Origin of the sequence: Photobacterium galatheae, from assembly GCF_000695255.1 — a bacterium.
In the GTDB taxonomy this organism is placed as follows: domain Bacteria; phylum Pseudomonadota; class Gammaproteobacteria; order Enterobacterales; family Vibrionaceae; genus Photobacterium; species Photobacterium galatheae.
In genome coordinates, this window is sequence record NZ_JMIB01000027.1 from 191,241 (window position 1) to 217,949 (window position 26,709).

Consider the following 26,709-nt stretch of genomic DNA (forward strand, 5'->3'; position numbering starts at 1 on the left):
CTAGTTTTTTGTTGCTTTTAGGATCTGAACCAGCGTGAATAGTGAGATGACGCCATATAATCCGAGAGCTATCCAGTTAGGAATGCCAGAGAGCTGTTTCTCTCCCAAAAAGAAGATAAAAAACTCCGAAACTGAGTGCGCAAGCGCGGTTAAAAAGTACATCGCCGCTGAATTTTTATAAGCGGATTCGAGGTCTTCACGTATCGAGATCTTCCCGAGATATAGGCTATAAACAGATAAAAAAGTCATTATTGAGGCTAGCCCAACAAAAAACATGACGTTTCTGACAATCTCTTGGGATTGATAGAAATATTCTGAAGCAAAAATGACACCGCCAACCATCACCGCACCTAAAATTGAAAAGACGCCTCCTTTACGCCGTAACGCCCTTACATCTTCAAAGACATCTACTGATTTCATGATTTATATTTTATTTAATTTATAGCCATTACTGATTGAAAAATGAAGTTTCCGGCGTGTGTTTTGTATATTTTTATAGATAATCATTGGCATCAAGTTATAATTAACGAATGCCTAAACCCGGTTTTATTTCAATATTAAAATCACCCAGCCTACTCATTCCGAGACGTCTATGAATCATAATTACTTTAATCATCTAATTGAAAGTGACTTTAAACTTTTACATTTGGGGAATTGGGCAGACAAAGTAATATTAGATGCAGAAAATCACACTGATGTTCTTTTCGTTGACGAAAGTGCATTCGCACCACCAGCCCCTGAGGCAATCAAAGAATCGATTATTTGTGTGAAATCTGACTTTGAAGCGTCGATTTATCGAAAAGCGAAAAACATTCAAGCGCTTTATGATATCGCGAATAACACAGGAAAAAGATTTGTGATTCTGGGTTACCGTGACCTTGGCGTCGTAAAGGAATCATAAAGGTGGCAGTGCCACCTTTACCTTGATGCGTCTCTTCTCTCCTACGGGCTATCGCAAGAGGCTCAAGAAACTGTTCAGCATGCTTCTGATCACGTGAATGTTCTTTGCTGAACCCTGCCCACGCTAAAATCAACTGTTCTTCCTGAATTCGCGCTTTTCTATCTCATTGAGTTCTGGAACCCATACGACTGCATTGAGTCCCTTCATCAGAAGGATGAGTTCATGAACTCGATGTAATTTTTGATGGCATCATTCATGCGATCAATTTGAAATAATCGATCTTGTATTTCATCATCCGTAAGGCTTTCAAAAGATAAGAGCAAAACTGTCATCTCATGAATCCGAATTATTTCTTCTGAAAACTTTTCGGTTTTCAAAATTTTTTCTTTGATCGCGAATAGATTCGCTATGGATAAATTTAGACTTTCTCTGATTGAATTGACATTCATTTCGATTCCTCTTTGATGGTGTTTCACTGGAATTTTTTCTTCCCATTATGAAATATGACCCTGTTTTGAGAGGGAATCCTTCAAAGAAAATCGACTAAAGATGCCCTGCGTCAGCTTGATAACGATAAATGATACATCGATATCATTGACTGAGTTTAAACAGTGTTGTTACCTGAATATTTGAGCAATTTCTCTGTTGGCAGCAGAAATGCTGTCTGAGCCATGAACTGAATTTTCATCCTCAGACAAAGCAAACAGTTTTCTCAACGTTCCCTCTAAAGCCTCACGTGGGTCAGTGGCCCCCATTAGCTCTTTGTATCTTACAATGGCGTTTTCTCCTTCGATAACAAAGGCAACGATTTTACCGGAAATCATGAACGCAATCAGGTCTTCAAAAAATGGCTGACTTGCGTGCTCAATATAAAACGCTTCAGCTTCCCTTCTTTCAAATCGCATCATTTTCAGCTCAATAATGTCCAATCGTTCCGACTCAAGCACAGCCAGAATCTCTCCGACGATGTTTCTTTTTACCGCGTCTGGCTTGATGAAGCCCAATGTTTTTTCTTTCATTTTCCTTTGTTCTGAATGACGTATTTTGTATACAAATTGGTTCAATTCGCTTTCAATTCAAATATCATGAATTCATGTTAAATCACTTTCGCAACATTTAAACAAGTGGAAAATAGCGAATCACTTTCAATCCTCGATAAGGATTCACTGAATTTACAGGCGGGTAGTAGAAAATAAGACAATGGATATTCCTTTTCAACAACCTAATTTTGAGGAAATTACCGATTCATTCCTCACGTAATTTTGGGCGTGATTCTTTATATATTGATTGCCTTCAAGTGTTCTTTTTCATCAAATAACGCTTGTTTTTCAATCTATAAGGTGACAACCATGCTAACAACATTATCGGTCGTTTTTGGGGGAATCGCCCTCCTGGCCATTCTTCTCTGTGTCAGAATTGTTCCTCAAAAAAGTGAATATATCGTCGAAAGACTTGGTAAATATCACACCACCCTGTCTGCGGGTCTGAATGTTATCATTCCTGTTCTTGATCGTGTGGCCTATAAACAATCATTAAAAGAGGTTGCAATCCCTGTCCCTCGCCAGGAAGCCATCACAAAAGATAATATTTCTGTTGCTGTTGGCGGCAACGTTTATCTGACCGTTGTGGATTCAAACAAAGCGAGCTATAACGTTTCTGACTGGGAGTTCGCTGTTGTGCAGCTTGCGCAAACCGTCATGCGCTCCGCAATTGGTGAAATGGAACTCGATGAAACCTTCAGCAGCCGCGCGACGCTGAATGCGAAAATTGTAGAACAAATCTCCCAACACTCTGAAAAGTGGGGCATTCTTGTGTCAATGTACGAGCTTGACGAAGTTGAGCCACCGCAATCTGTCAAAGAAGCGATGGAAAAGCAAATGAAGAGTGAGCGTGAGAAGCGAAGCGCAATCCTGGATGCACAAGGCAAAAAAGAAGCTCAGATTCTTGAAGCGGAAGGTCGAAAGACAGCGCTTGTTTTAGATGCTGAAGGGCAAAAAGAATCTCAGATTCTTGCGGCGCAAGCAGAGAAAGAAGAACGCGTTCTGCATGCACAAGGTGAAGCTGAAGCAACAATCAAGATGGCTGAAGCACAGGCTGTGTCGATTGAGAAAGTCGGCACTGCCTTAAGTAAAGATGGCGGTAACACAGCGATGCAGTATGAGTTGTCCAAAAAAGCAATCACTGCGAAAGAAAATCTGGCCAAAGAAAGTACGGTAATGCTGCTTTCGGACAAACAGTCCGATCCTTCTGAAACCGTCGCACAAGCGATGGCAATCACCGCAGCAATGTCGAAGCACTAACAATGAGCGACATGTTTACCAGTAGTAGTCATATCATCATGCTGCTCGGGGCATTTCTGATTGCACTTGAGATGCTCACCGGTATTTCAGCATTGTTTCTTTTGGTTCTTGGCGCCATTTTCCTGCTGACTGGCGGAATCATGGAAGCGACCGGGCTCACAAGCACACCCATGATTGTTGCCCTCGTTGCCTCACTCGCCGTTGCGGCATTTTTCGCCCTGAAGGTTTGGGGGAAAAATGACAACAAGGCGAGAGGGACTGTCGACGGGAACCTTTATGAAGGTGAGACGTTTGTCTTAGCAGAAGATCTTTCGGCAGACACCCACACCGAAGTCCATGTCTTTGGTCTGAAATGGCGTTGCCGGGTTGAAGCCGGTCATCCCCCCATCCGGGCTGGAGATGAAGTCGTTATTGTGAAAGCCGACGTCGGAAAAATCACAGTGCGTAAATACGGTTAAATCAATCTTCGCAATGCTGTCTTACAAGCTGTAAAAGAAAAGGCTCTCAAATCGAAATCTGAGAGCCTTTCTACTTTTGTGAGCAAATACCGCTCAAATGCATCTGAACAAATCAATCTCAGGCCACTGGGTGCCTGGGCTTGTTTCCAGGCGGTGTTATTTGATCACGGTCAGCGTTCTGTAAACTTGCTGACTGTTACCCGCATAATCCATCGACTCAATCCCGACATGATAGTCTTTACCAAGGCTCAGCCCTTTCGCTTGCACAGACCACTCGCTATCCGAAAATACGTTGTAAGTCTTGTTGTCTACCGTCACCTGAATACTGGCAGCTTCACCAACCGTACCAGAAATCTGAACGGTGCCATCCGCCTGCATCACAGGAAAGTCCGCCACAGAAATCTCAGGGGCATATGTATCAATCGTCAACCCGTTAGACACGCTACGGATATCGCCAAATGGCGAGTATGAATCAACCACCCACCTATAATTACCGTCTTGTAGGGTGTCTTCAAATGTGACCGACCAACGACCATCCTTGCCTGCATCTGTCGACAACACAACACCATTTAATCGCAAGTGAACCTCAGAATAAGGCGTTGTCATCCCATCAAAAATCAGGTGACTTCGTTGCTTTGTGACATCATCGTATCGTACCCCAGAGTCACTGAAGGAACTCAGCGAGCCATCTAAGAAGTGCGGGCGATGTTCACCCTGTGCGCGGAAAGTGTGACTGACGATGTTACCGGCAACATCAATCGCCGTGAGATCGACACGCTCACCAACCCTTACAGGGCCTAAATTGATATCCCAGTGACCGTTTTCATCGACAAACCCATCAATGCGCTTACCGTTTGCCGTACCATACACAGATGATGAAGGTTCACCCTGCCCAGACAAAACCAATTCTCCATCAGTAAAGTTTTGCTCATAGGTGATGTCGGTGGAAGTATCGATAATGATTGAAGAGGAAACTTTCTCCCCATGACTTTCAGCAATCAGGGGGTATTGACCATCAGCAAGCGGCATCGATTGCCAGAAAAAGAAGCCTTCAGAATTTGTTTTGGTTTTAAACTGAATACCGTTCAGCGTAATTTGTACATCGCTGTTTGGTTCAGCAACCCCAACAAATTCCGGTTGGATGATTTGTGTAATACCATCATGTGCACTCGCTCCGGTATCAGAGCCAGCAGACAGACCGATATTCAGCCCGGATGCCTGAGCAACACAAGGAAGGATGGCAAAAGCAATACTGACCGCGAGAATCTTCTTCATCTATTTTCCTTAAAACAATATTTATCCAAATTTTCAGTTTGAGTAGAGAAAATACCCTCAACTCAACCGTCCTCATATTGCCATCAAATAAAATCAAAATAAACATGTACTTAGCATATTTTTTGCTATAAAAATATTATTTAGTTTATCAATAATAGTGTTAATGGTGATGTTAGGAATCCATGTGTCACGCCACCAGCGTTCAGGGAATCATCCATGTCAATCATAGCTTTCAGTCGCAACACGATAAATGTTGAGAGAGAAAAGCCCTACGAAGAACTGACTTTTTGCGACGCAGGTTAATCTATCCAGCGCCCGGATACACCCCATTCCATCAGGTAATATTGAAATGTCAGGTAAGCGTTGAAATCGTCAGCGTACAATATAAAGCCATCAGAACGATTCGGTGGGCAATGTTGATAGGGCGAGAGTTCAATCAATTCTTTGAGGCCAAAGTCCTTTCGCATTTTTTTCGCTCTCTCCATCAATTCATGACTCCCTATACCAACATCTATAAAACAAAATGTCTTCATTACCTTCCCCTGGGCTTGCTGCATTTCGTAGGCTGATTTTATTGCCGCTTCTTCTCTGCTCAATTGCCCGACAGCTTCTTTGAAAAGCTCATATCTCACTTCTGACATTTCGACAACACGCCCATGCTCATCCTTCAAGAGCAAAAAATTATGTGTACCATTGAATAGATTCATAAAAAAAGAAGTCGTCTGCGCTGTGAACGAATCAATCACCGTGAAAGTTAAGTCCTCTTGATACGCTAGCCTTCTCGGCTTGGTTAATCTTTCTGCATCAAGGCAGTTGTGACATGAATTTGTAAGCTCAGTCACTTCGAATTGTGCCTTCGGGTGCTGGATACATTTGGTGTTGAACGCGAGATGCTCAGGTAAATCATTACAATGTTCGAGCCCTGAAATGTACGCTTTCGGACCTTTTATGGTTATTTTTTCCCCGATGTACTCAGATTGAGACTTTTCAATTCTGTAATGGTCTTCCTCAACTAGCCATAGGAAAGACAGGCAAACAATAAAAGGTAAAAGGAGCGTGATGTTTAACATGGCAATCTTCGTTTTATTCAAGGGTAGAAGATTCGCGCTGGGTATGTCTAACTCAGGTAAGTCTGGTTCTTTCATCGTCACACCGTAAATTCTCACCAGATCTTGCAGAAGCCGTCACTCAAAAGATCCTTTAAAAAAGGCCTGATTCTCAAGCGCGCAAGATTCTTTCTTGCTCAAACCAGTAAGTACGGATGATGACAAGGACACAAATTGAGATATAAATCACGAAATTTAAGGGAGGACGCATCAAAAAGCGGCGCAATCATTTCAAAGTGAAACTATGATTTCACAAAAATCGAGATAAATGAAAGTATAGTTTCACCCAATTCAAATCAATCATCCAAACGATACGCTCAGGGTTCAGCCCAGACAAAACTCGGCAATTGGGTTCCGGATTGATTAGAACCGTATGTCTACTTTCCGAATATGTCAGTGTTTATGAATACCACTCATGATGCATATCACAAAAATAAGCGCATATCGCGAGGAGAACTTCGCATGCCTTATCAGTGAAACTATGATTTCATCATGACTGATTTTAGTGAAATCATAGTTTCATCCATGCCTTTAATCGCCTCTGTTCCCTTTGATCAATTTGTAGTTGATCTAAGAACGCAGGTGAAACTATAATTTCATTACCCATTGATAAGTGAAAGTGTAATTTCATTATGGTCAAGAAAATCATTCAGACGAAGCGCGGGGCCATTGTGTTCCCGAAGCATCAGAAAGTGCTACAAAACCTCGGTGAGAACCTAACGCTCGCGATGAAACGCCGGGGGATCAGCCAGGACATGATGCACAAAAGAACCGGGATTTCAAAGCCGACGCTCCGAAAGATTGTGAAAGGTGATCCATCCGTGTCGATTGGTCACTATGTGAATGTGCTTGTCGTCCTTGGTCTGTTGGAAGATCTGGGCAAGGTTGCATTAGATGATGAACTGGGTAGGAAACTTCAGGACATCGAACTGTTAAAAAGAAAACGATAAGGGCAATTGAGCATGGAAATCTTCGTTTATGCCGATTGGATTGACACAGAGAAACCAATGCGGGTCGGTACGTTGCGTTCTTCCCAGATTCGCGGACATGAGCACTTTAGCTTTACATATGATCCGGTGTGGCTAACGTCCCCGTACATCCACCAAATCGACCCTGCCCTTCATTTGTATATGGGCGAGCAACATGCAACAGATGACAGAAACTTTAAAGTTTTCTTAGACTCATGCCCAGACCGTTGGGGCCGGTTACTCATGCAACGCAGAGAAGCAGTGATTGCCCGCAACGAACAGCGCCGGGCAAGGAAGTTATTTGAAACAGACTATCTATTAGGCGTGCATGACTCGTTTCGAATGGGAGCGCTGCGTTTTTGCACTTCCCATGATGGCCCTTTTCTTGATAACAATGACGATTTGGCTGCTCCAGCAATCACTTCACTGCCAGAGCTGCAGCAAGCCGCAAATGGGGTAGAAGATAAGCCTGATTTTGAGAACCCTGATTATCTCAAGTGGCTCAATATGCTGATCTCTCCCGGTTCGTCGTTGGGGGGTGCCCGCCCGAAAGCTTCCGTAAGGGAAGTTGATAACTCGCTCTGGTTAGCCAAGTTCCCAAGCCGATATGATGAATACGATATTGGGCTGTGGGAGTTTGTGGTGTACCAAATGGCCTTAGCCGCCGGGATCACTATGGCTGAATCTAAGGTACAGTCAGTCGGGACACAACATCATATCTTTCTCACCAAACGGTTCGACCGTCTAGAAAATGGAAGAAGGCTTCATTTCACTTCCGCAATGACCCAGCTGGAGTATTTTGATGGCCATGACGACGGTGCAAGCTATCTTGAGCTGGCTGAGTTCCTCATCCAGAATGGCTCAAACACACAGGAAGATTTAGAACAGCTCTGGACGCGGATTCTATTCAATATCATGGTTTCCAATAGCGATGATCATCTGCGCAATCATGGCTTCATTTTTGATACAACCGGTTGGCGATTATCACCGGCGTACGACATTAACCCGACCCTCAATGCGACGGGGTTACACCTGAACATTGATGATGTCAGCAATGCGCTTGAAGTTGATCTTGCCTTTGAGGTCGCGGAGTACTTTCAGGTCGATGCCGGCAAACAAGATGAAATTTACCAAAAAGTAAAAAATGCGGTCTCAACATGGGAAATACTCGCCAAACAAGCCGGCATCAGCAAAGGCGAACGGGATTTACTCAGAGATTGTTTTTGGGTGCCTGAGTCATGAATGCAATCGGTCAGCGTCATTTCCGCAATAGGCTCATGCTCGCAATAGCTCATTTTCGCAATAGGCTCATGCTGACCGATTACCCAAAACGGGGCTGTCTTGTCGCAGTCTCGTTCCATTTCAGACCTCTATTTTCCTGCAATCCCTAAGGCATCTGAAACCGGCTCATCTGAAACCACGACTCACCTAAAATCCAAGCCCTATTCAACCCCGGGAATCAATTCATGGTGCTTTCGATTGTCGGCGCAGGCAGTGCCAGCAATCGCCCCAGACGATTCAAAGTATGATGCTCACTTTTTCTCTTGTACGAACTGCATCATTGCTTGTGTGGTCTCCAGGACCACAGCCCCTGCAGCAGCCATCTCATCAATCGATGATTGTGCCTGCGCTTCGAAAACAGGCTTTGTGGCCTCAAGATTAAGGGCTGGGATGAACCCCGCCTCAATCAGCTCAAGCACAGTCAATCGAACACAAAAGTCCAGCGCTAATCCGCCCACCAGCACATATTTGATCTTGTGCTTGTTCAGGAACTCTACAATCCCGGTGGATCGTGTTCTGGCGAAATCGTGCCATAAAGCGCCATATGGATGGCAATCGACTTCTTCACCTTTTTTAATGGAGAGATCGTATTCTTCTGGACGATGGAGGCCATCGATCACATCCGCACCCAATGTATTCGCGACACAATGCTGGTTCCAAGTAATATCCGCGTTTGGATAACCTTCGAGTTTTGTGCCCATTGGCTTTTCTTTGGTCGCCTCGTAGACCGCGCCCTTTGGGTGCCAGTCTTGACTGAGGATGTTGAAATCAGCCGCTTCAAACATTTTGTTCATATGCGGCAGAATCTGGAGTGCACCGGTCACTGGCAACTCTTGAGGGCATATTTCCGTGAAACCGTTTTGAGGGTCGACGTGAATTGCAGCAATTTTCATGACATACACCTTTCGATTTGAATCCTTCGTATCGTGATGATCGCTCATCACCTCAAGGCCATGATGTTATGACGCACACTTAATTATGTCAATATGAATTACATAATCGAAATAAGGTCGCACGACGCATCAGAAATCAAACCAGTGATTTTAGTACGTTAACTTGTGAATTATTTTTGTAATTAAGAATGACATAAAACACACATGGAAGAGAACGGACGCTCACACAGATGGCAAATGCACCCTTTGATTCTCGTCACCCACTCAGGTCACCATTCACTCAAGTCGATTCAGGGTATTTGGGATGGCCTTCTTCACAGCCTGAAAGTATACAGTCAAACATCAGTCCCCTGAGCCCCCCTTCCAAGAACAGAATGCCTGACAATCCCAGGCATGATTGCCGGCCGAAAAGAACACGGATCATTAAAATTCAACAAAAAGCTTGAGTTTAAAATCAACATAGCAATATAATGACAGCGCACCTGCTAATCGCAAGCAGGTCAAACCACACGGTTCTAGAGCGTGTGGATAAAGAAACAGCATTGAGCGCGAGAGGCACTCCGACTCGGGTGTGAATGCTGTTTGCGTAAGCGATCACGTTTAAGAACGCACACGCCCCACATAATTCGGAAAACACCCCTAGGTCATAGTTCGTTTTTACCTAGCACGGGTCAGCGACGTGGATGCATACACGGTTCGTTACGTTGTGGGGCTTACCTTTTTACCAGTAGCGAATTACCAGTAGCGAAGCCTTTACCGGTAGCAAAGTCGAATCTATCATGAAAGGCAAAATCGTTCTTTAACGCACTGCTTTTTTTGATCAAAATCCTTTATTTCAATATAAATAAAGAAAAATGATTCAGACAACCAACCTCAATTCAACCGAAGAACGTCTCAAAAAGGCAATTCAACAGGCTGCCGTATCAACATTTAGCACACCGATTCTGATTGCAATCTTCTTCTTTAGTCTTAATTTCTTTCATGATGATGGAAATTTAGACTTTTCCACATGCTATTGGGTCGTGTTCGCTTTCGCTCTGTGCTCAATGTCTGATTTTTTTGACTATTACACGAGGCTTCGCTCCCCCCATCCCATTGATTTCATCTCTGTGGCAAAAAAACTAAAAACATTCAAACATCGCTCACCAGTGCCTTCATTATCGATTTTGAAGCAATTGGCGATGATTTCGCTCACCATCACAATTTTGAGTGACCTTGCGTCAAAGTATCTGATTGAGAGCGTTATTGTTGACTCGATCCCCGCTCAGGAAATCAATGAAATCGCGTTAATGGTCTCATTAATTGCGACCATCGTGATTGCGGTTGCCTCAATTGTCTCCCAACCCTCTCACCATGACGTTGGCATTCAAAATGTAAAGCTGGAACTTCTCCTGGTCGCCACACTCCTCTTGCTGGGACTCACCTCAATCATCAATATCAACAAAAATTATGCGGTTGTACAATTCGAAAATCACGTTAAAAATCAGAAGGATAGTAGAAACATCCGGGTCAGCCACACGATCACAGGAGATTATCTGCCCTCTGAACTATTGGCCCCAACGATATACGGCAATGAGCAACTGGCTGCGAAGCTCCTGTCCTCACTCCATGCAGATGATTTCAAAAAGCACCCTGATCTGGCGCGTGTGATTGCTCAGGCACTTTACGCAAATGCTCACATCAACATTGAAGCGGACAAGAAAGCACAGACAAAACATCGCCGCTTCCCGAATGCCACACAATACCATGCAAAAGATGAGTCAGTACTCAGGATGTTCATTGAAGGTGACATTCAGGGGTTTACCAAGGAATCGGTGAAGATCATTCAAGAAAGCAGCTTACAGACGGCTCCAAACGGCTCTTACGCGGTGAGCCTGCTTCTTCATTTAATTGATGCCGAATTCATTCAAGTGAACGGCATCCAGCCGAACACCAAGAGCAGGGCCAGCACTGAGATTGAAGCGGAAACACGGGGACAAGATATAGAAAAGTTGCTGGAACTGCACGAGTTCCTGACCCAGCCGGACACAAAATATCACGTGGACAACTTGAAGAATAAGTGATTCCAGAATCACATTTTTTATGTGCTGAGCAGGTATGAATGACTCAAAAGGCACCCCCAATGTTCAGAAGAACACCAAGAGACAGGTGCCTCTTTCCCGCTCACGATTTCTCAATTCATTGATCAATTCATGGAGCAATCGGCTTCCCTATCACCCGATCAAAGAAGCTCATTTCTGGTTCTGCAATCACATAGTAAGGCGCTGGTTTTCCTCGTTTTTTCTCAAAGTCACCTTCCAGTTCTTTGATGTATCCGCCATCAACAAGCCTTTGGCGAATGCTTTGTCGTCCCACCTCGATGCCTAACAGTCGGTAAACATGAATGATATCGGCAATTGTAAATTTATGTGGGAGCGCATAAAGCGCACCTGAAGTATATCCAAACAGATTCTTAATATGCTTGATGACTTTCGTGACAGCCTCATTATGATCAAAGGGAAGTATGAGTTTGCCACTGAGAACATCTTCAAGATCGACCCACTTATAATCAGGATTTCGTGTCATCGCCTCAGACAAATCTGGATTCACGAACGCATAAGACACAGCAACAACAGACCATCCGTCACTATCCCTTGTCGCACCACCATCATTGTAAACTTCATTCACTAATGTCGGTGTCACGCCGAGCTTGGTTCGGATGATGCGTTCTTTCGCGCTTTGGTAGGTTTCGTCCCGGCGATATCCACCCTCCAGGTCGTGCGAGTAAATCATGCCACCGACGAGAGCAAATTCTCCGTAATAAGGACGATCTTCCATATTTCTTCGTAAAAGCAGAAGCTGCATTTTCCCCTCAAAGACGCGAAGGGTGACGAAATCCATCATAAAATTTAACATACTGAGTTTCTCAAGCGATGATTTATCGATGTATTCTATGAACCGCCCGCCTTTATGTCAATCTGGATTACATAATCGGATTACACCATGATCGTCGGTCCACATGCATCTTCAACCGAGCGCTAAACTAGTTATGTCGCCCTTCATGGTGTTCAGTTAGAATAGTGAACAACGAAGGCATCACGCGTACACCACACGTGATGATGGAAAACAACATCTTAAACCGGCCCCACAACCTCACTGACAACGGGAGAGACTTATCGTCATGCAGAACCGTAAACCTCACATCATGGCACTGACCCTGACAGCAGCAACCCTGAGCACTGCCTGCACCATTGGCGCCTTACTCTTTGATATAAATCAAAAATATGCAATCGTGATGGCTGTACTTTCTGTTTTTTCCTTCAGTATTTTTATGACCGTTAAGTTCTTTCAAAAAGACATTCAGATTCACACGCCGAACGAAAAAGTCACCAGCACTGATCGACACCCTTTCGCGGTCTCACTGATATTATCGGCAATCAATAAAGATGAACCACCAGCGAAACGTGACATCTAAAGCCACCAGCTTATCATACGTCACTCTGAATGACTTAAAGAAAGCAAACATATCATGCTGATAAAGAAGTATTCATGTGCACAATATCAAACTCACAACCATTTTATGTAATTCTGATTGACATAAAAAACATGATTCTTTAAGCTGGAATCAAGTCAGAAAATGAGAAACAACGATGAACAACACCATGACAGAATCACCACTCCATACAGCAGGATCCACTTCTCTTTCGGATCTGTTTAAAGGCCACGCGATTCGCAGTTTTACTGATACCGACCTGTACAAACTCACCATGCAACAAGCGGTCTTCAGTAAATACCCAGATACTCAAGTTCGTTATGAATTTGTCGTTCGCTCGAATGAAAGTCTGGCAGACGACTTCGCTGCAACCCACAGTGAAATCAATGCCCTATCTAAACTGACGCTGACTGACAGCGAAGCCCGCCAACTTCAGAAACTCCCCTTCTTTAGCGAAGCCTATATTTCTGCCCTACGAGATTTCCGCTTCGAACCAGAGCGTCATGTGAAGATGCGCATCGTTCCTGATAAGAACGGTATGAAACAGCTCAAAATTTCTGTGGTGGGAAGTTGGTATAAGACGATCCTGTACGAAGTCATGGTGCTTGCCATTGTTTCTGAAGTCAGAAACCGCCGCCTATGGCCTGAAATGAAACTTGAGACCTTCCGTAAAACACTCTTTGAAAAAGTTGAACACCTGAAGTCTGAAATCAAACGTCGCAATATTACCAACTTCAAGTTGGCTGAGATGGGCACGCGTCGCCGCTTTTCTCATGTCGCACAGACGTATGCTGTCCAATATCTGGCTCGTACTTTGCCTGAATATTTAGTGGGCTCAAGCAACATCATGCTGGCCCACGAAAACCATATTAAGCCTATCGGGACCGTCGCTCATGAGTATTTCATGGCGCACCAGGCATTCACAAATGTGAAACTGAGCCAGAAGCTCGCCCTTGATGTGTGGGATGATGTATTCCGCGGGCGTCTGGGGGTGGCTCTCACAGACACAATCGGCTCTGATGCATTCCTTGACGATTTCGACTTTAAGTTTGCTAACTCATTCTCTGGTGCACGTCATGACTCCGGTTGCCCGTTCACCTGGGGCGACAAATTCATTGCGCATTATGAGACGCTGGACATTGACCCAATGACGAAAACCCTGGTATTTACCGATGGGCTAGACTTCAATCAATGTCTGGATCTATGTGAGTACTTTGCAGGCCGTATCAATGTCTCCTTCGGTATCGGTACTTTCCTGTCTGCTGATTTAGGTGAAGTGACAAAAGAAGATGGCACTCAGTACAAGCCACTCAGTATCGTCATGAAGCTCGTTGAGTGTAATGGCCAGCCTGTCGCGAAGATCTCTGATGAACCCGGGAAAGCGATCTGCGAAAGTGATATCTATCTGGCAAACCTACATGAGCGATTTGGCCTTCCTCAGTTCAAAAAGCCAGAAAAAGCACTGCGTGAGCGTGCATTGGCTGAGTTAGGCGTGCAACCTACAGAAATATTTAACCCAGAAAAAGAATCTCGTGCCCGCGTGGATTTTCTAAAAAGTAAACTCATTGAAAGCCGTCGTCATTCCCTCGTATTGGGGATCAGTGGTGGGGTGGACTCGACAACGACGGGCCGTATGGCTCAGCAAGCGGTGGATGAGTTGAATCAAGCGTTCAGGACCGATAAATTCAAGTTCATTGCGGTGCGCTTACCTGCTGGGGTTCAAAAAGATGAAGATGACGCACAGGCTGCCCTCGCCTTTATCAAACCCTCTCTGAATGCGACCATCAACATCGGTGATGCATCAGAGGATATCCACAACAGCGTGGTTTCTGAAATGAAGGCAGGCAACTTGAGTGTCGGTCAAGCGGACTTTCATAAAGGCAACGTCAAGGCCCGTATGCGAATGATCGCCCAATATGAGCTGGCAGGCTTCCATGAGGGCCTCGTTGTCGGGACTGACCACAACGCAGAAGCGATTACAGGTTTCTTTACAAAGCACGGTGACGGCGCATGTGATATCGTTCCACTTCGCGGCTTAAACAAGCGTCAGGTACGTCTGATTGCTCAACATCTTGGTGCACCAGCGTCACTGTACGCGAAAGCGGCAACAGCAGATCTTGAAGAAGAACGCCCTCTGCTAGAAGATGAAATTGCGCTTGGCCTGACCTACGACCAAATTGACGACTTCCTGGAAGGCAAGCAGATCTCAGGTGCAGCAGAAGATAAAATCCTGAGCATCTACAAAGCGACCTCTCACAAACGAGCGCTTCCCGTAGAGTACCGGTAAAAAATTCATCATGAGAGTGAGCCACCCAGCGCCAGACGATTTTTTAATCTGATGCTGGTGGCTTTTATTTTAAGATTTACTCACCTCGAACGCACACCTTCGCCTCTAAAATCAATCGCCAAAAAGAAAAAAAACAGATAAACTGTACCCGTCTCTAAAAGCAGTTTCGCCCCTTGAAAGCTTCAAGATAATATAGCGCCATGATGCCGACGTTGAGAGAGTGGTGATTGTTGATTCCGAGGCCAAGGTATAAATCGGCATCAATGAAACAAGAAAAGCTGAGACGAAATATATATAATGAAAAAGACAATTTCTTTTTATCAATTAATACTTTTATTCATCACTTGTGTGAGTCAAATATTAGCCATTTTTATTCAACCAGCTTAAGTATCTCATTTTGTTACACAAGTAGTGAGAAGGGCGTCGAAAATATCAGGGTATTTGAACGTAAATACCTTTTTTGTTTAATATTAATGTAGTAACATAATGCCCTCGGGACATAAGGGAAAATAACAAAAAGTGGTGACAACATTGTCTATTTTAGATGAAACCTCGTTAACGATCGAAAGCATCTTTAATATAGATGCGGCTAAGGTTGGCTTTAAACCCCCAAGCTCACTGAAGAATCTTCTTCTGGAGCAGACTGAACTTGCATGTGACGCACTCGGTCTTCATTCTGCAGATTCGATGTTATTTCAAAGTGATGCCGAATTGCAGGAACTGCTCTCAGAAATCGAGTTTACCGGATACCTGATTGAAGCTTGGATGCCAATGGCGAAAGGCTTTGAATTTGATGGTGACGAACTCATTGGATATTCACATGACTTATCCAACTATAAAATTCAGCTATTCTCTGGTGATAGTGTCGAGGAATGCCTCGAAAAAGCCACGCATTGGCACAACAAGAATATCGCGGATTGGTCGGCCGCCAGCCTTACCGAATAGGGCAATATAGAGATATTTGGGTTGCAATAAAACCGCTTTCACGGTAAGGAAAACATGATGAGTCGTATTTCCAGCGAATCATAAGAGCGCACCTGAGCACGAAGCAAGTTCACTCTTAAGATTTCATAACCAACTCCCCCCCGATTATGTCTCGGGGTTTTTCCATGTAGACTCTTTTCGATTATCACGATCGAGCACCACATCACTCAGGCGTCTCCTTTTATCTCTAAGAGAATCCGTTTCCACAATGATCATTCAAAAGTGACCTCTCTTTTCAGACAGGTCACTCCTCTCATTCTGTCATCGCTCATCACATGGCTTTCACGCAAGCAGAACAATCACAACCAACTGTTTTATAGTCACTTTTAACACATAATTACCATGATCTGAGCGGTGATTGAGCTGATGATTCGACTTTTATTGTTCTCGCTTGTTTTGTAGAAAAAATCGACCATGTGCGCAATCTCAACAGCCCATCGCCAAGGCAATACGGCTTAAAGCGAATAAATAATACTTTCAGAGCAACATAGAGACGTGACGAACTTGAAGCGGTGAGGAGATAAAATAATTCTCTTCCTTCATCTTGGTCACGGTGATCCGAACTGCTAACATAAAGATAAAAATGATTGGACGAATTGAAAATTTAACCAACTACTCACTGGTGGACAACTTTGTCACGGGTAACCTCGGTTCTATCCCATTTTACGGGGCAAAGTTTAACTTAAGCTTCGCTATCTTGTTATTTTTCTACTTGATTTTCAGAAGAAATACCAGTTGGAAGCATATTCCACTACTCGCATTCCTTGCCATCCCATTCTTACACTCAGACCAAATCTTATTCGAAACCTTTACGCCATCTTCGGATAATCCCCAAACGCCGCATATCATGCTTCTCATCTTTTCAGCGTCAGTGTTGACACTCATGGCATGCGTGAAGAAGACCAGAACATTACCTCGGATTTTCGGCTCTATTGTCGCGCTTGCCCTGGTTGCCGCATTTTTGATCATTCATGCCGCGACGATAAACATAAAGCTGAAAGAGCAAGTCGCAATGATCATGGACGCTCATTTCTCAGTTTTCAACGCAACCTTTCAAAGCAGAAGCAGCGAAACCTTTCTTTATTACTGCGAAGAGGAAAAAATACACTGCCTCACCTCTCTACCAACAGAGAAAGACAAAGAAACAATCAAGCAAGTGCTTGGCGGGCTATCAGACAGAGCCTTCAAAGTCATCGACTCTGGTGATGAGTACATTCAAATGTATTCGCTGGACATTCAAAAAAGCGCCTTCATTTTTATGTATGGTAAGGTCGATGACACGGTAAGACTCATCATCGACTTTGACAATCTTCATCAAGCACACCGAAGCTGTCTCATTGTCATGTATGTTTGGTACTTCATCATCTCGAGCTTATGGCTTTACGGGGGGCTCTTCCTTTATTGTAAACATATCAGTATGTTTCAACGCCGCACAAAGCACACGCTATCCCCCCAACGCCCTGAAAAGATCGAGTCCGGCACAATGAAACCGCAATCAAGCCAGGGAGCAAAAGAAAAATAAGCTTGATACACACAACAGTATGCTCTGTTTGAAAATCCCCAAACATGACCGATATCAACAGATTGCATATCAAAATCAGGTACGATGAACCTTGCAGCCGATGAAGATTTCAGAATACCAAGTTGGCAACTGTGTAATTGTCGGATGACTTTCAAGCTGATGAGGGTGCTTGAGCCAGGTAAGCGAAGGTTCTCAGACGACAAATACGCAAATCATGCTAACAATAATCTGTTCAACCTCTTTGAATGAAACACCAGCCTAAGTCATTGTTTTGCAAAAAATCACTAGCCACAGCAATTCCTTGTGGTAGCATAGTGACAAACGCCGGGCACTTCACTCATCTCGAGATGACTCTCCAATTAGCCAATGAGGTTCTCTGGAAGGGCAATGAGAGAAGTAGCGGGTTACCCCGCTCTTTTAAACTGCCAAAAACACGACATCCTGTCATCTTGATGATCGTAAAATTGGTCAGTGAATACGAAGAGGTGAGTATATCTTCCACCCAAACGAAGTGGCAATATAAAGACAATAACAGAAGGTAGTTTCCCAAATGAACAACAACGTCAGCAAAAAGCAAAAAGAAGTACCTCGCTATCACCTGCGAAGGCAGAAGCCATCGGGTCAGAAGAACAACGTCAACAACACACATCAGGTTAAACCCAAGAAAAAGCAAAACACTCAAAGGAAAATGCCAGCTAAAAAAATGGCTAAAACCAAGGTGAAGACACTGAAATCGTTCCTTTTGTGTAAAAAGTTCTGGCCTCGTGTTTTTAATATTTACAACCCGAAACCACTGTGTAAAGGCATGCGTCAGGTGCTTCTTGAAGACGCCGAAAATCGTGGCATCAAGGTTTCTAACAGCACGGTTTACAATGCGTTATTCTGGATGACCTCGACCATCCAGTACAAACAAGCCCTTGTTCGCTACCATGCTCGCTTTGATCATCAGGGTGAAATTATTGGTGTTGTCTCTGAAGTCGAGAAAGCTAAAGCGCAAGAATACATTGATAACGCACCCACAAACGTTAAAAAAGTTGCAGCGAAAGCAGTTGAAAAAGCCCAAAGAGCACGAAGCAAGCATCATCACCCCCATGGCGTGTCTCGCGGTAGTTATCGTCCTCGCGATCAGCAGGGTTCAGGCCGACCAGCGAATGCTCGTCAACATTCAGGCAAGGGTCACCCAAACCAATCTAACGGTAACCGTCACAATAGCGGATATCACCGTCAATTTAATCAAAATCAGGACGGCGTTTCCCTGAAAACCCCGACGATCAGTTACCGCAGTCGTCGATCGCGTCGTTCAGCATCGAGTGAAGTTGTCGCTGTCGCTTCATCCGATTACTAACCCTATCAACCATGACAGCTCATGAGTGAAAAGGCGCTGTGGGGCGCCTTTCCTCGTCATAGAATCATTGAGGTAAAAAATGAATAAAAAAATTAGTCTTCTTTGCGTCGGTCTGGCTTGTCTTGGTGCGCTGATTGGTGCCGATCAGTACAACCGATATCAGACGCGTATCGAAGCAGGTAAACCGTTCATACCGATTGAAGGAAAACATTACCAAGTGATCTCAAAATCAGAAGAAGTCAATGCTCTTCTTACGAAATTGGGTGTGAAGGAAGGTGAAACCTTTGAAATTATGTCTTACACCTGCCCTGCCTGTAAAAGCATGGAACCCATGCTCGACTTCTTTGAAGCCAAAGGGGTTCCCATTCAAAAGTTTCAAATCGGCATGGACACTCTCCCACTTGCCGAAGCAGAGTACTTCGTGAAAGAGAAATCAGCATCAAACCTGAATGCTTTTCGGAAAGAAATGTTCATAAAAATGCTTTCATCGGCACCAGCCCATGAAAAAATCACCTTTGCTAAACAGATTCCTCTTGAATATGGATTGAGCCTGGACGATCTTGCCGCATTCGATGTAAAGGCGACAACGTACAAGCAACTGACTTTAGCTCTGGCAGATAAGTTACAGGTGACACATACACCAACAATCTATGTTGCAGGTCAATATGAGCTTATCCAAAAGAACCACGACTCCTTTGAGCAGTTCTCAAAAACATTCGAACACGCTTTGAATTTAGGGAAACCAGCCAGTGTTCCAGAAGCCGAACAAAAATAAATTTTCACTGTTTCACAGATAAATAAAAAAAACCACCTCATGTGAGGTGGTGAATCAAGTGAGGTTGTGCTTGTTATACACCAATATATGCTGGCTCAGCTCAGTCATGTACAGAAAAAAGCGTACCAGCTTGTTCCTCGTTTGATGTTAGTAAAGTAACTTTCTGACCGGCTTTCAACCCTCAGAAGAAAAAAATAAAAAAAACCACCGCATAAACGGTGGGAAAACATCAAAAATACAAATAATAAATATAAACACAGAAAATTGCCTCTTCGTTAAGGTTCCCCCTAGCGAAGAGACAAGCAGATTAAAACGCATAAGTCATTGCTTAGCAATAGATTTATCGATTAGGTCGCTTGATTGGTTGATGTGCGCACACATGGACACAACCTTGTTGATTTTAAAGTCAAATGAGTAAATTGATACAAAAATTTATATCAATTTAAACAGAATATGCAACCGATTATATTACAATCAGTCCGTCATCTCCTTGATTAGAATACGCCCCATATTATCTAAACTATCAATAAGTGATCCATCAAGTAAAATGTTCAATCATTATCCCGACGAGTCATGCTTCATTTTTTGTATACTGTAGGCCGATACCAAACCCAGGCTGAAAGTCATCGTCAAAGTCGCAGTACCACCATAGCTGATCAGTGGTAGTGGCACACCAACAACGGGTAAAATTCCAATTACCATACCGACATTTACAAAGATATAGGCAAAAAGAATCGACAAAATACCACCAATAAAACTTTTTGCGTAGATATCATCAAGTTTCAATAAAATGCTTAGCACGCGCCCCATCAAAAAAAGGTACATCACCATCAGCATTGCGAAACCGATAAACCCGAACTCTTCCCCGATCACAGCAAAAATAAAGTCTGTATGTTGTTCTGGGATGAAACCCAAATGTGTTTGAGTCCCCTCTAGCCAGCCCACACCATCGAGACCCCCTGAACCAATCGCGGCCTTGGCTTGCGCAACGTGATACCCCGCCCCGAGTGGATCAGCCTCAGGGTTGAATACAGTCATGATACGCTCTCTCTGATACGGCCTTAATACGTGATACCACAAAATCGGTGATGCAGCCGCCCCGACAAGGAATCCACCACCGATCAGCCGCATTGGTAACCCAGAGAAAAACAATACAGCAAACCCAGAAAACGCAATCATGATTGCCGTGCCTAAGTCAGGTTGCAGCAAAACCAAAAATGATGGTAAAACAATGACAAGAACAGACAAAAGTATGTTTCTGAGCTTATTGGCTAATCCCATATGAGCAACAATCAGTGCACACATCATCGGTACCGTGAGCTTAGCCAGCTCAGATGGCTGGAAACTCATCAATCCTAAGTCTAACCATCTTCGGGCACCCATTCTGAGATCACCAAAGCATGCGACAGCGATCAACAAGACCACGGTTAGCACAAATGCTTTCGCAGCCAGCTGTTTCACAAAAATAACATTCAGTCTTGAGGCCACCACAAAAACAACGATCGCCAACAGGCACCGAATCATGTGCGACGTCATCATCTCGGCATTCTCACCTGACGCACTGAACACAATCATTGTCGAGAATGAAAGCAAAAAGATGAGGGCAGTAAACAGCCATCCATCGACCTTCCATCCATCTTTAAAACTAAAGTCGAAGAGCTTTCCGCTCTGGTAGTTATCATGCTTCATTTTGCTACTGTACCGTCATGACCTTGATGATGTACGTATTTCTTCGCATAAATGTTCGCGAGCTTTTGGGCAATAGGCGCGGCCACTGAGCTGCCAGATCCTCCGTTCTCCACAAATACCGTTATTGCTATCTGGGGATCATTCATCGGAGCGTACCCAGTCCAGACCGCATGGTCTCTTAAGTGCTCAGCTATCTCATCGTTCTCGTAGTCAATTTTCCCCAGTGTAGAAAACACCTGAGACGTACCTGTCTTACCTGCCATCGCCACACTGGCTATGTTACGCAGGCTTCTTCCCGTTCCTTTTTTAGAAAAAACAACATCTTCCATACCTTTTTTTACAGCCTCTACATGCTTAGGGTTAACATAGAATTCATTCAGTAAGGCGCGACTTTCCCCCTTGACCATGACAGGCTGATAGAGCTTTCCTCCATTCAGTAAAGCAACCATGGCATTATTCACTTGTATCGGAGTAAGCATGAAAAAACCTTGACCGATACCAACAGTCAGTGTCTCACCACCATACCAAGGTTCTTTCTTCACCCTTCTCTTCCATTCAGAAGATGGCAGCAGACCTTCCCCCTCCCCCTCGATATGAATACCCGTTGGTTTACCGAACCCGAATTCTGCGAGCGCATCATGAATGTAATCGATGCCCATCGCATGAGCCAAACGATAAAAATACACATCGCTCGAGACAGCAATCGCCTCTGCCATATTGACATAACCATGACCTTGACGCTTCCAGTCTCTAAATCGATGTCCCCCAAGTTCGAAATATGGGCCACTCCATCTGACAGACTCTGCTTCAATGAAGTTTCCCTCCAGGGCAATGAGTGACATCAAAGGCTTTATCACCGAGGCTGGCGGATACTGGCCAAGCGCCACACGGTTAAATAAAGGCCTCTTCGTTGAATAGAGATCGTTGACTTCCTGTTGCGTCATTGAATTGATGAACTGATTCGGGTCAACATCAGGCATACTCAATGCGGTAAGGACTTCACCCGTTTCGATGTCCTGAATAATCACCGCTCCTTTTTTGCCTCCCATGAGCTTGTGCGCTTCCATTTGCAGATCAGCATCCAGTGTAAGCTGAAGGGTTTTTCCTTTGACAGGCCTTGACGCGATCTTTCTTTCGACAACGCGACCTTTGGCATCCAGAGCGACAGTCTCTTTCCCTATCACGCCATAGAGCTGCTGATTATAAAGTTTCTCGAGACCCATTTTACCGACATAGTCGCTTGCAATCAGGTGATATCCCTCCCTCTTTGCTTTCTCCATATCTTTTGGATCAACACGGCTGACATAGCCCAGAGGGGAAAGGAATGCGCCTGCATAATGATACTGACGCACTTTTTTCACCTGAATACTTGTTCCTTCCAGGTAACCAATATTTTCAAGCGCAACGGATAAATTTGATTGATTCAGATCTCTGAGCACAATGACCTTCTCATAAGAACGCGAACGGAGAATTTTATTTCTTATCTTTGTCTGATTTTCTTCTGGAATGGGAATGAATTTCGTCAGCATCTCGATGTAATCAAATGCCGCCTTTTCTCTGTTATTTCTGTACGATGCAAGACGCTCAGGGATAACAACCAAGTCATACATTGGCCTTGTACCCGCGACTAAAACGCCATTTCTGTCAACAATGTCTCCACGCTCAGGCGATGTTGATATTTCTTTGATTGTGTTGTTCTTAGCAATCGCATACTGGGCTTTGTGATCATTGACTTGAAGGTCGTAAACCTTGTATCCCAATCCAAGGAAGCAAAAAAGCATGATTGCTGCGGACATTTTTGCTCTGCTGTTTATTGTTTTTCTTTCAAGCTGTCTACTTCTGATCTGCTGACCCTTTTTCATGAAAACCCGGCGATTATTGCTTCATTTTTGATATTTAAAGCCTAAAACTCAGTTCAAATATTGAAAAGGGGGAGAACTGAAATAGATGGATTTTCTTCATGAGCTGGTGGCTTTTTTATCACCTGACAGGTAAATAAAAGAAAACCCCGACAAAGTCGAGGGTCAATGAAAACACTCAGTCCTATAAATTGAGGTACGAATTGATCATTTAGACTGATTTAAGTTTTGGCTTTTCTGCTTTGCCAAGCTTATCTCCAACACGCTCAACACGAATCAACAACAAATCAGCCATACGAACAAAAGCCAAAGCCATCTTTGAAAGTTTCATTTGCATATTGTAGTGCTGCGTTAAACCAAAGTTGATCACCTTAACCTTCAAAAGCGTGACTGTTTTCGGATCATCAAGTTGAATCGCTTTCAGAATTCGAGAGATAACATCGTTGTCTTTCTGCCTGAACATCTCGACATCAGGCTCGTGATTCACATGAGAGGCTGCTTGCTCACCAACAGCTGTCTGGGCCTGGGTTGGTCTCGGATACAGAGTCTTCTGATGTTGAATCTGTACATCTTGCCTCATTTTGGCTTTCGATTGACAGACAGCCTTCCTGCTCAGATTTGTCTTATGCTTACAGGTAGCGTTCTGTGCTTGATTGGAACCACCTACTTCTGATGCAGAGGTAACTCTTTTGTTCATGCTCACTTCGATGGCAGCCACGCCTTGCGGATTTTTTCCAATTTTATAAATGACCTCCGTACCGACAAGTTGGGTAGCACTCATATTCTTTAACTCTTTACGAAGGGCCGCAGCATGAAAATAAATATCCTTTTCTGAATGGGAGTCTGTGAGAAAACCAAATCCCCTTTCACGAAAAAAGATTTTAATTGTACCACTGATTTTAGCCATGTTACCCCTATCTGTGTTTCCTTGATATTATTTCTGCTGATTCAGCAACACCAAACAGTTCACGATATTACCACACCATAACCCACTGTAAAGCCTAATTTCCGCTAAGCACATGTTTTTTGTGCGCATACAAGCAACTTTGACTTTATTGCAAATGGTCCCTATATTACTACCACAATTATCAACAATCATGACTCACGCGAACATGAACTTTATGACCATGCTTAAATTTGGGAGCTTCTATTATACGCTCGTTCTGATTGCCGCTGCGGTTTACCGAGCAACATTCATGGCACATGTTGCGACTTACCAGGATTTAATGTTCTATCTATCATTGATGTTCTGGTTATGCGTTGTACTCACCGTGAAGGAAAATGAGAGAACTCACACACTATCAGCCAAATGTATCACTTCTAGCCTTATTTTTATGCTCCTATCAGAGCAAACATCTGAAAGTGGAATTTATAGCGGATGGAATAACAAAATTGATGAAGTAGTCGATGCAGTACTCGGTGGCATGGAGTTGACCATTAACTTTGGTAAACCAGAAGATCTTATCCCTTATATCAGCACGTTAGAAATTTACCATGCTCTGTATAACGCTCAGGCTGGTGTGTTGATGTTGTTACTCCTAATAGGCACTCTAAAGAGCAAAGGGGTGAAAAAGTTTGCGCCCAAAAAGTCAAAAAGAGTAAAGTCGAAAATAAAATCCTGATAACAAAAAAGTGCTCTTTCTTGTTATCAGGAAAATTCTAGATATTATAACTTTTATAAACTTGATAATTAGTAGGTAATATCTGTTTCAAAAATTGCAACTTGTTGTGTGTTCAAGGTCTCTTGTGCATCTTTAAAGATACCATAAATACCTTGAACATCATCTTTAATCCCTTCGAGTTCAAGGATTGCGCGTTCTATTGATAGCAAGTCAGATCTATTAAAAACGGAATGATTCTCAAATGCAACTTTAGCAATTAAAGCATGATCATCACGCTTTTTGTCAAAGAATTGTTCTGAAAATGAACCACTCTCAGCACTCATTGAAGCTAAACTCAATAAATGCTTCTTTCTAAAACCATCAGCAAAGGTAACCTCAACCTTATCTAAATCTAAGTTATTGATTATAAATTCTTTTCCTGAACTAGCATTTCTGAATAAGATGGACATAGGGTTTCCTTTTCTGTGTTACTTATCATTATGTATAGAGTATTATATTTGTATCGGAATAAATTACAATACAAACTGCCATCCAATCATCAAAAAAGCAATCAAATGGTTAGATTTCCAGCTAAAGTATGAATGGCACGAATAATACACTATCTTTATCTTGCCACAACTGTTAAAACAGGGACTTCGGTCACATATTTACTTTTTAGCGTCAATTCACCGTGCATTCAACATTTTAGAAACAAAATAACAAATCATAAAAATAGTGTAACAAATCCCCCTTCACCCAAAGTAACGTCAAAGAGAACTGTCAAGGCAGAATAAAGAAAAACGCCATAACATAAGTTTCCTGGGATACAGAGAGGCTAACCACAATTTTACCCATGGAAGCAAAATATTGTCGAACCAAGACCTCTTTTTTGATATCAATCTTTATCACACGCAATTTATGTCTACGGCAATCTAGGGATAACACTATCATTTGGTGAAGCTTAAGGCGGCAGAGTACAATCATACTCATTGATGAGTACTAAACGATGGGGGCACCGTAAACATAAAAACTAAATTGTGTACAACTCATCTAAACTTTTACTCAAAAATTATTTCACCACGAACCTGTTGGATCGTTGATTAAATACTTCATAGAGATGATCTCACTGTTATCCTCTGTTGATTTCAATGACTATAGACAGTTATTACGAGTACTCGATGAAGAGAGGATTATTTGAATTTCAAATAGTTAATCATTACCGTTTACTTAAACAGTCTTACATCATGAAACTCAAAAAAAAAGCGAAAGCTGGCTCTACCATGGTTGAGTTAATCATTGTTGGTTCTTTAGTGGTACTCGCCTCAATATTTATTCTTTCTCAGTATTCAACAAACAGTGCATATAAAGAGGGTAAAAGAGAATCACAATCGGTAGATCAGCTTCTCCAGGAAACGATTATGTTACATCCGGTGAACTCGATGATTAAGCCATTCCTATATCCGCTAAGTGATGATCAAAAGAACGATAGAGAGCATGAGATCGTTAAAAAAGGATTTGACGCGATTCCTTCTGAGGACCTCAAGAACCTTCTCAACAAGTACTTTAAACATGCTCTTAATATTCACAGGCATCCTGTCATACTCACAACAAATGGCCAGTTTTTAGAGATAGAGTCAGAATTTTCCTCAGTAGATACTTGTTCAGGATTTATATCGGAAATGAAGTCCACTTCGTGGCAAAAGGTTACAATCAATCATGTTACAGTAAGCATTCAAGACTCAGTTGCAAAAGACTTATCAAATCTTTGTGCTAACCATTCTAAAGATACTTTTAGCTACACCCTCCAGTTCTGTTACGAGACTGCTGCTTTACCCTGTACTTAAAGCAAGATGAATCTCACTATCTGATAACTCTCTGTCATCCATATGGGCACACGAGAAGTTGAACGTAATCCTCTCGTTGCCTATACGATTCAGCACTGATACCTGAAATCAAGTTGAACGCACACAAAAACACAGATAAATGTCTGAAA

Annotated in this window: 24 protein-coding genes and 1 pseudogene; 15 read left to right on the plus strand and 10 right to left on the minus strand. The window is 43.2% G+C overall.

Going from position 1 to position 26,709, the window contains the following annotated elements:
• Nucleotides 1–420 carry a hypothetical protein gene (locus tag EA58_RS13955; RefSeq protein ID WP_036753966.1) on the minus strand — a complete coding sequence of 140 codons (420 nt, stop codon included), beginning with the start codon at nt 418–420 and terminating at the stop codon, nt 1–3.
• Between the two features lie 172 nt (nt 421–592).
• Between EA58_RS13955 and EA58_RS13960 the strand changes: the two genes are divergently transcribed.
• Nucleotides 593–901, plus strand: a complete 309-nt coding sequence (locus tag EA58_RS13960; RefSeq protein WP_036753968.1) for a hypothetical protein — start codon at nt 593–595, stop codon at nt 899–901.
• A 617-nt stretch (nt 902–1,518) separates the two neighbouring features.
• Here EA58_RS13960 and ndk read toward each other — a convergent pair.
• Nucleotides 1,519–1,920, minus strand: coding sequence for a nucleoside-diphosphate kinase (gene ndk, locus EA58_RS13970; RefSeq protein WP_036753973.1), 402 nt, complete (start codon nt 1,918–1,920; stop codon nt 1,519–1,521).
• A 249-nt stretch (nt 1,921–2,169) separates the two neighbouring features.
• Here ndk and EA58_RS13975 point away from each other — a divergent pair, with 249 nt between their 5' ends.
• Nucleotides 2,170–3,201, plus strand: a complete 1,032-nt coding sequence (locus EA58_RS13975) for an SPFH domain-containing protein (RefSeq protein WP_235199616.1) — start codon at nt 2,170–2,172, stop codon at nt 3,199–3,201.
• Nucleotides 3,202–3,212: 11 nt separating this feature from the next.
• Nucleotides 3,213–3,659, plus strand: coding sequence for an NfeD family protein (locus tag EA58_RS13980; RefSeq protein WP_036753979.1), 447 nt, complete (start codon nt 3,213–3,215; stop codon nt 3,657–3,659).
• Nucleotides 3,660–3,815: 156 nt separating this feature from the next.
• Here the strand turns inward: EA58_RS13980 and EA58_RS13985 are convergent, their stop codons facing one another.
• Together EA58_RS13985 and EA58_RS13990 are read right to left on the minus strand one after the other, a co-directional pair.
• Nucleotides 3,816–4,934, minus strand: coding sequence for an Ig-like domain-containing protein (locus EA58_RS13985; RefSeq protein WP_036753981.1), 1,119 nt, complete (start codon nt 4,932–4,934; stop codon nt 3,816–3,818).
• A 299-nt stretch (nt 4,935–5,233) separates the two neighbouring features.
• Nucleotides 5,234–6,079: a hypothetical protein gene (locus tag EA58_RS13990; protein ID WP_152548058.1), complete on the minus strand. Its 846-nt coding sequence runs from the start codon at nt 6,077–6,079 to the stop codon at nt 5,234–5,236.
• 593 nt (nt 6,080–6,672) lie between these two features.
• Between EA58_RS13990 and EA58_RS13995 the strand changes: the two genes are divergently transcribed.
• Nucleotides 6,673–6,990 carry a helix-turn-helix domain-containing protein gene (locus EA58_RS13995; protein WP_036753985.1) on the plus strand — a complete coding sequence of 106 codons (318 nt, stop codon included), beginning with the start codon at nt 6,673–6,675 and terminating at the stop codon, nt 6,988–6,990.
• Nucleotides 6,991–7,002: 12 nt separating this feature from the next.
• A complete protein-coding gene (locus EA58_RS14000; RefSeq protein WP_036753988.1) occupies nt 7,003–8,250 on the plus strand; it encodes a type II toxin-antitoxin system HipA family toxin in 1,248 nt (415 codons plus the stop codon).
• Between the two features lie 290 nt (nt 8,251–8,540).
• On the opposite strand, the gene EA58_RS14005 is transcribed toward EA58_RS14000, so the two are convergent.
• Nucleotides 8,541–9,182, minus strand: coding sequence for an isochorismatase family protein (locus EA58_RS14005; RefSeq protein ID WP_036754189.1), 642 nt, complete (start codon nt 9,180–9,182; stop codon nt 8,541–8,543).
• A gap of 854 nt (nt 9,183–10,036) precedes the next feature.
• On the opposite strand from EA58_RS14005, the gene EA58_RS14010 reads away from it, so the two are divergent.
• Complete coding sequence (locus EA58_RS14010; protein ID WP_036753991.1) at nt 10,037–11,245, plus strand: hypothetical protein; 1,209 nt, start codon at nt 10,037–10,039, stop codon at nt 11,243–11,245.
• A 127-nt stretch (nt 11,246–11,372) separates the two neighbouring features.
• On the opposite strand, the gene EA58_RS14015 is transcribed toward EA58_RS14010, so the two are convergent.
• Complete coding sequence (locus EA58_RS14015; protein ID WP_036753993.1) at nt 11,373–12,077, minus strand: NUDIX hydrolase; 705 nt, start codon at nt 12,075–12,077, stop codon at nt 11,373–11,375.
• Between the two features lie 265 nt (nt 12,078–12,342).
• On the opposite strand from EA58_RS14015, the gene EA58_RS14020 reads away from it, so the two are divergent.
• From EA58_RS14020 to EA58_RS14050, 7 genes and pseudogenes are all read left to right on the plus strand, one after another.
• On the plus strand, nt 12,343–12,636 hold the full coding sequence (locus EA58_RS14020) for a hypothetical protein (protein WP_036753995.1): 294 nt from the start codon (nt 12,343–12,345) through the stop codon (nt 12,634–12,636).
• 187 nt (nt 12,637–12,823) lie between these two features.
• Nucleotides 12,824–14,089, plus strand: a pseudogene (pncB, locus tag EA58_RS21870) (nicotinate phosphoribosyltransferase); the annotation flags it as partial.
• Nucleotides 14,090–14,116: 27 nt separating this feature from the next.
• The gene (nadE, locus tag EA58_RS22015; RefSeq protein ID WP_268748948.1) at nt 14,117–14,941 is read left to right on the plus strand and encodes an ammonia-dependent NAD(+) synthetase; all 825 of its coding nucleotides are present in this window, start codon (nt 14,117–14,119) and stop codon (nt 14,939–14,941) included.
• Between the two features lie 531 nt (nt 14,942–15,472).
• Nucleotides 15,473–15,886 (plus strand): hypothetical protein, encoded by a 414-nt coding sequence (locus tag EA58_RS14030; RefSeq protein ID WP_152548059.1) that lies wholly within the window; start codon nt 15,473–15,475, stop codon nt 15,884–15,886.
• Between the two features lie 622 nt (nt 15,887–16,508).
• Nucleotides 16,509–17,447, plus strand: coding sequence for a hypothetical protein (locus tag EA58_RS14035; RefSeq protein WP_152548060.1), 939 nt, complete (start codon nt 16,509–16,511; stop codon nt 17,445–17,447).
• A gap of 550 nt (nt 17,448–17,997) precedes the next feature.
• Nucleotides 17,998–18,792 (plus strand): ProQ/FINO family protein, encoded by a 795-nt coding sequence (locus EA58_RS14045; RefSeq protein WP_036754004.1) that lies wholly within the window; start codon nt 17,998–18,000, stop codon nt 18,790–18,792.
• Between the two features lie 79 nt (nt 18,793–18,871).
• Entirely contained in the window at nt 18,872–19,567 is a 696-nt protein-coding gene (locus tag EA58_RS14050) for a thioredoxin domain-containing protein (protein ID WP_036754007.1), read from the plus strand.
• Nucleotides 19,568–20,125: 558 nt separating this feature from the next.
• On the opposite strand, the gene rodA is transcribed toward EA58_RS14050, so the two are convergent.
• The 3 genes from rodA to EA58_RS21045 all read right to left on the minus strand — a co-directional run bounded on the left by rodA (nt 20,126) and on the right by EA58_RS21045 (nt 24,022).
• Nucleotides 20,126–21,256: a rod shape-determining protein RodA gene (gene rodA / locus EA58_RS14055; RefSeq protein ID WP_051642109.1), complete on the minus strand. Its 1,131-nt coding sequence runs from the start codon at nt 21,254–21,256 to the stop codon at nt 20,126–20,128.
• Nucleotides 21,253–23,118 carry a penicillin-binding protein 2 gene (gene mrdA / locus EA58_RS14060; protein WP_036754010.1) on the minus strand — a complete coding sequence of 622 codons (1,866 nt, stop codon included), beginning with the start codon at nt 23,116–23,118 and terminating at the stop codon, nt 21,253–21,255. The genes rodA and mrdA overlap by 4 nt, the downstream gene beginning before the upstream one ends.
• Nucleotides 23,119–23,326: 208 nt before the next feature.
• Nucleotides 23,327–24,022, minus strand: coding sequence for a cold-shock protein (locus tag EA58_RS21045; protein WP_051642110.1), 696 nt, complete (start codon nt 24,020–24,022; stop codon nt 23,327–23,329).
• A gap of 214 nt (nt 24,023–24,236) precedes the next feature.
• On the opposite strand from EA58_RS21045, the gene EA58_RS14070 reads away from it, so the two are divergent.
• Nucleotides 24,237–24,737: a hypothetical protein gene (locus EA58_RS14070; protein ID WP_036754013.1), complete on the plus strand. Its 501-nt coding sequence runs from the start codon at nt 24,237–24,239 to the stop codon at nt 24,735–24,737.
• 68 nt (nt 24,738–24,805) lie between these two features.
• Here EA58_RS14070 and EA58_RS14075 read toward each other — a convergent pair whose 3' ends face one another.
• Nucleotides 24,806–25,186, minus strand: a complete 381-nt coding sequence (locus tag EA58_RS14075; RefSeq protein ID WP_036754016.1) for a hypothetical protein — start codon at nt 25,184–25,186, stop codon at nt 24,806–24,808.
• 708 nt (nt 25,187–25,894) lie between these two features.
• Here EA58_RS14075 and EA58_RS14085 point away from each other — a divergent pair.
• Nucleotides 25,895–26,560, plus strand: a complete 666-nt coding sequence (locus EA58_RS14085; protein WP_152548061.1) for a hypothetical protein — start codon at nt 25,895–25,897, stop codon at nt 26,558–26,560.
• The last annotated feature ends 149 nt before the right edge of the window (nt 26,561–26,709 follow it).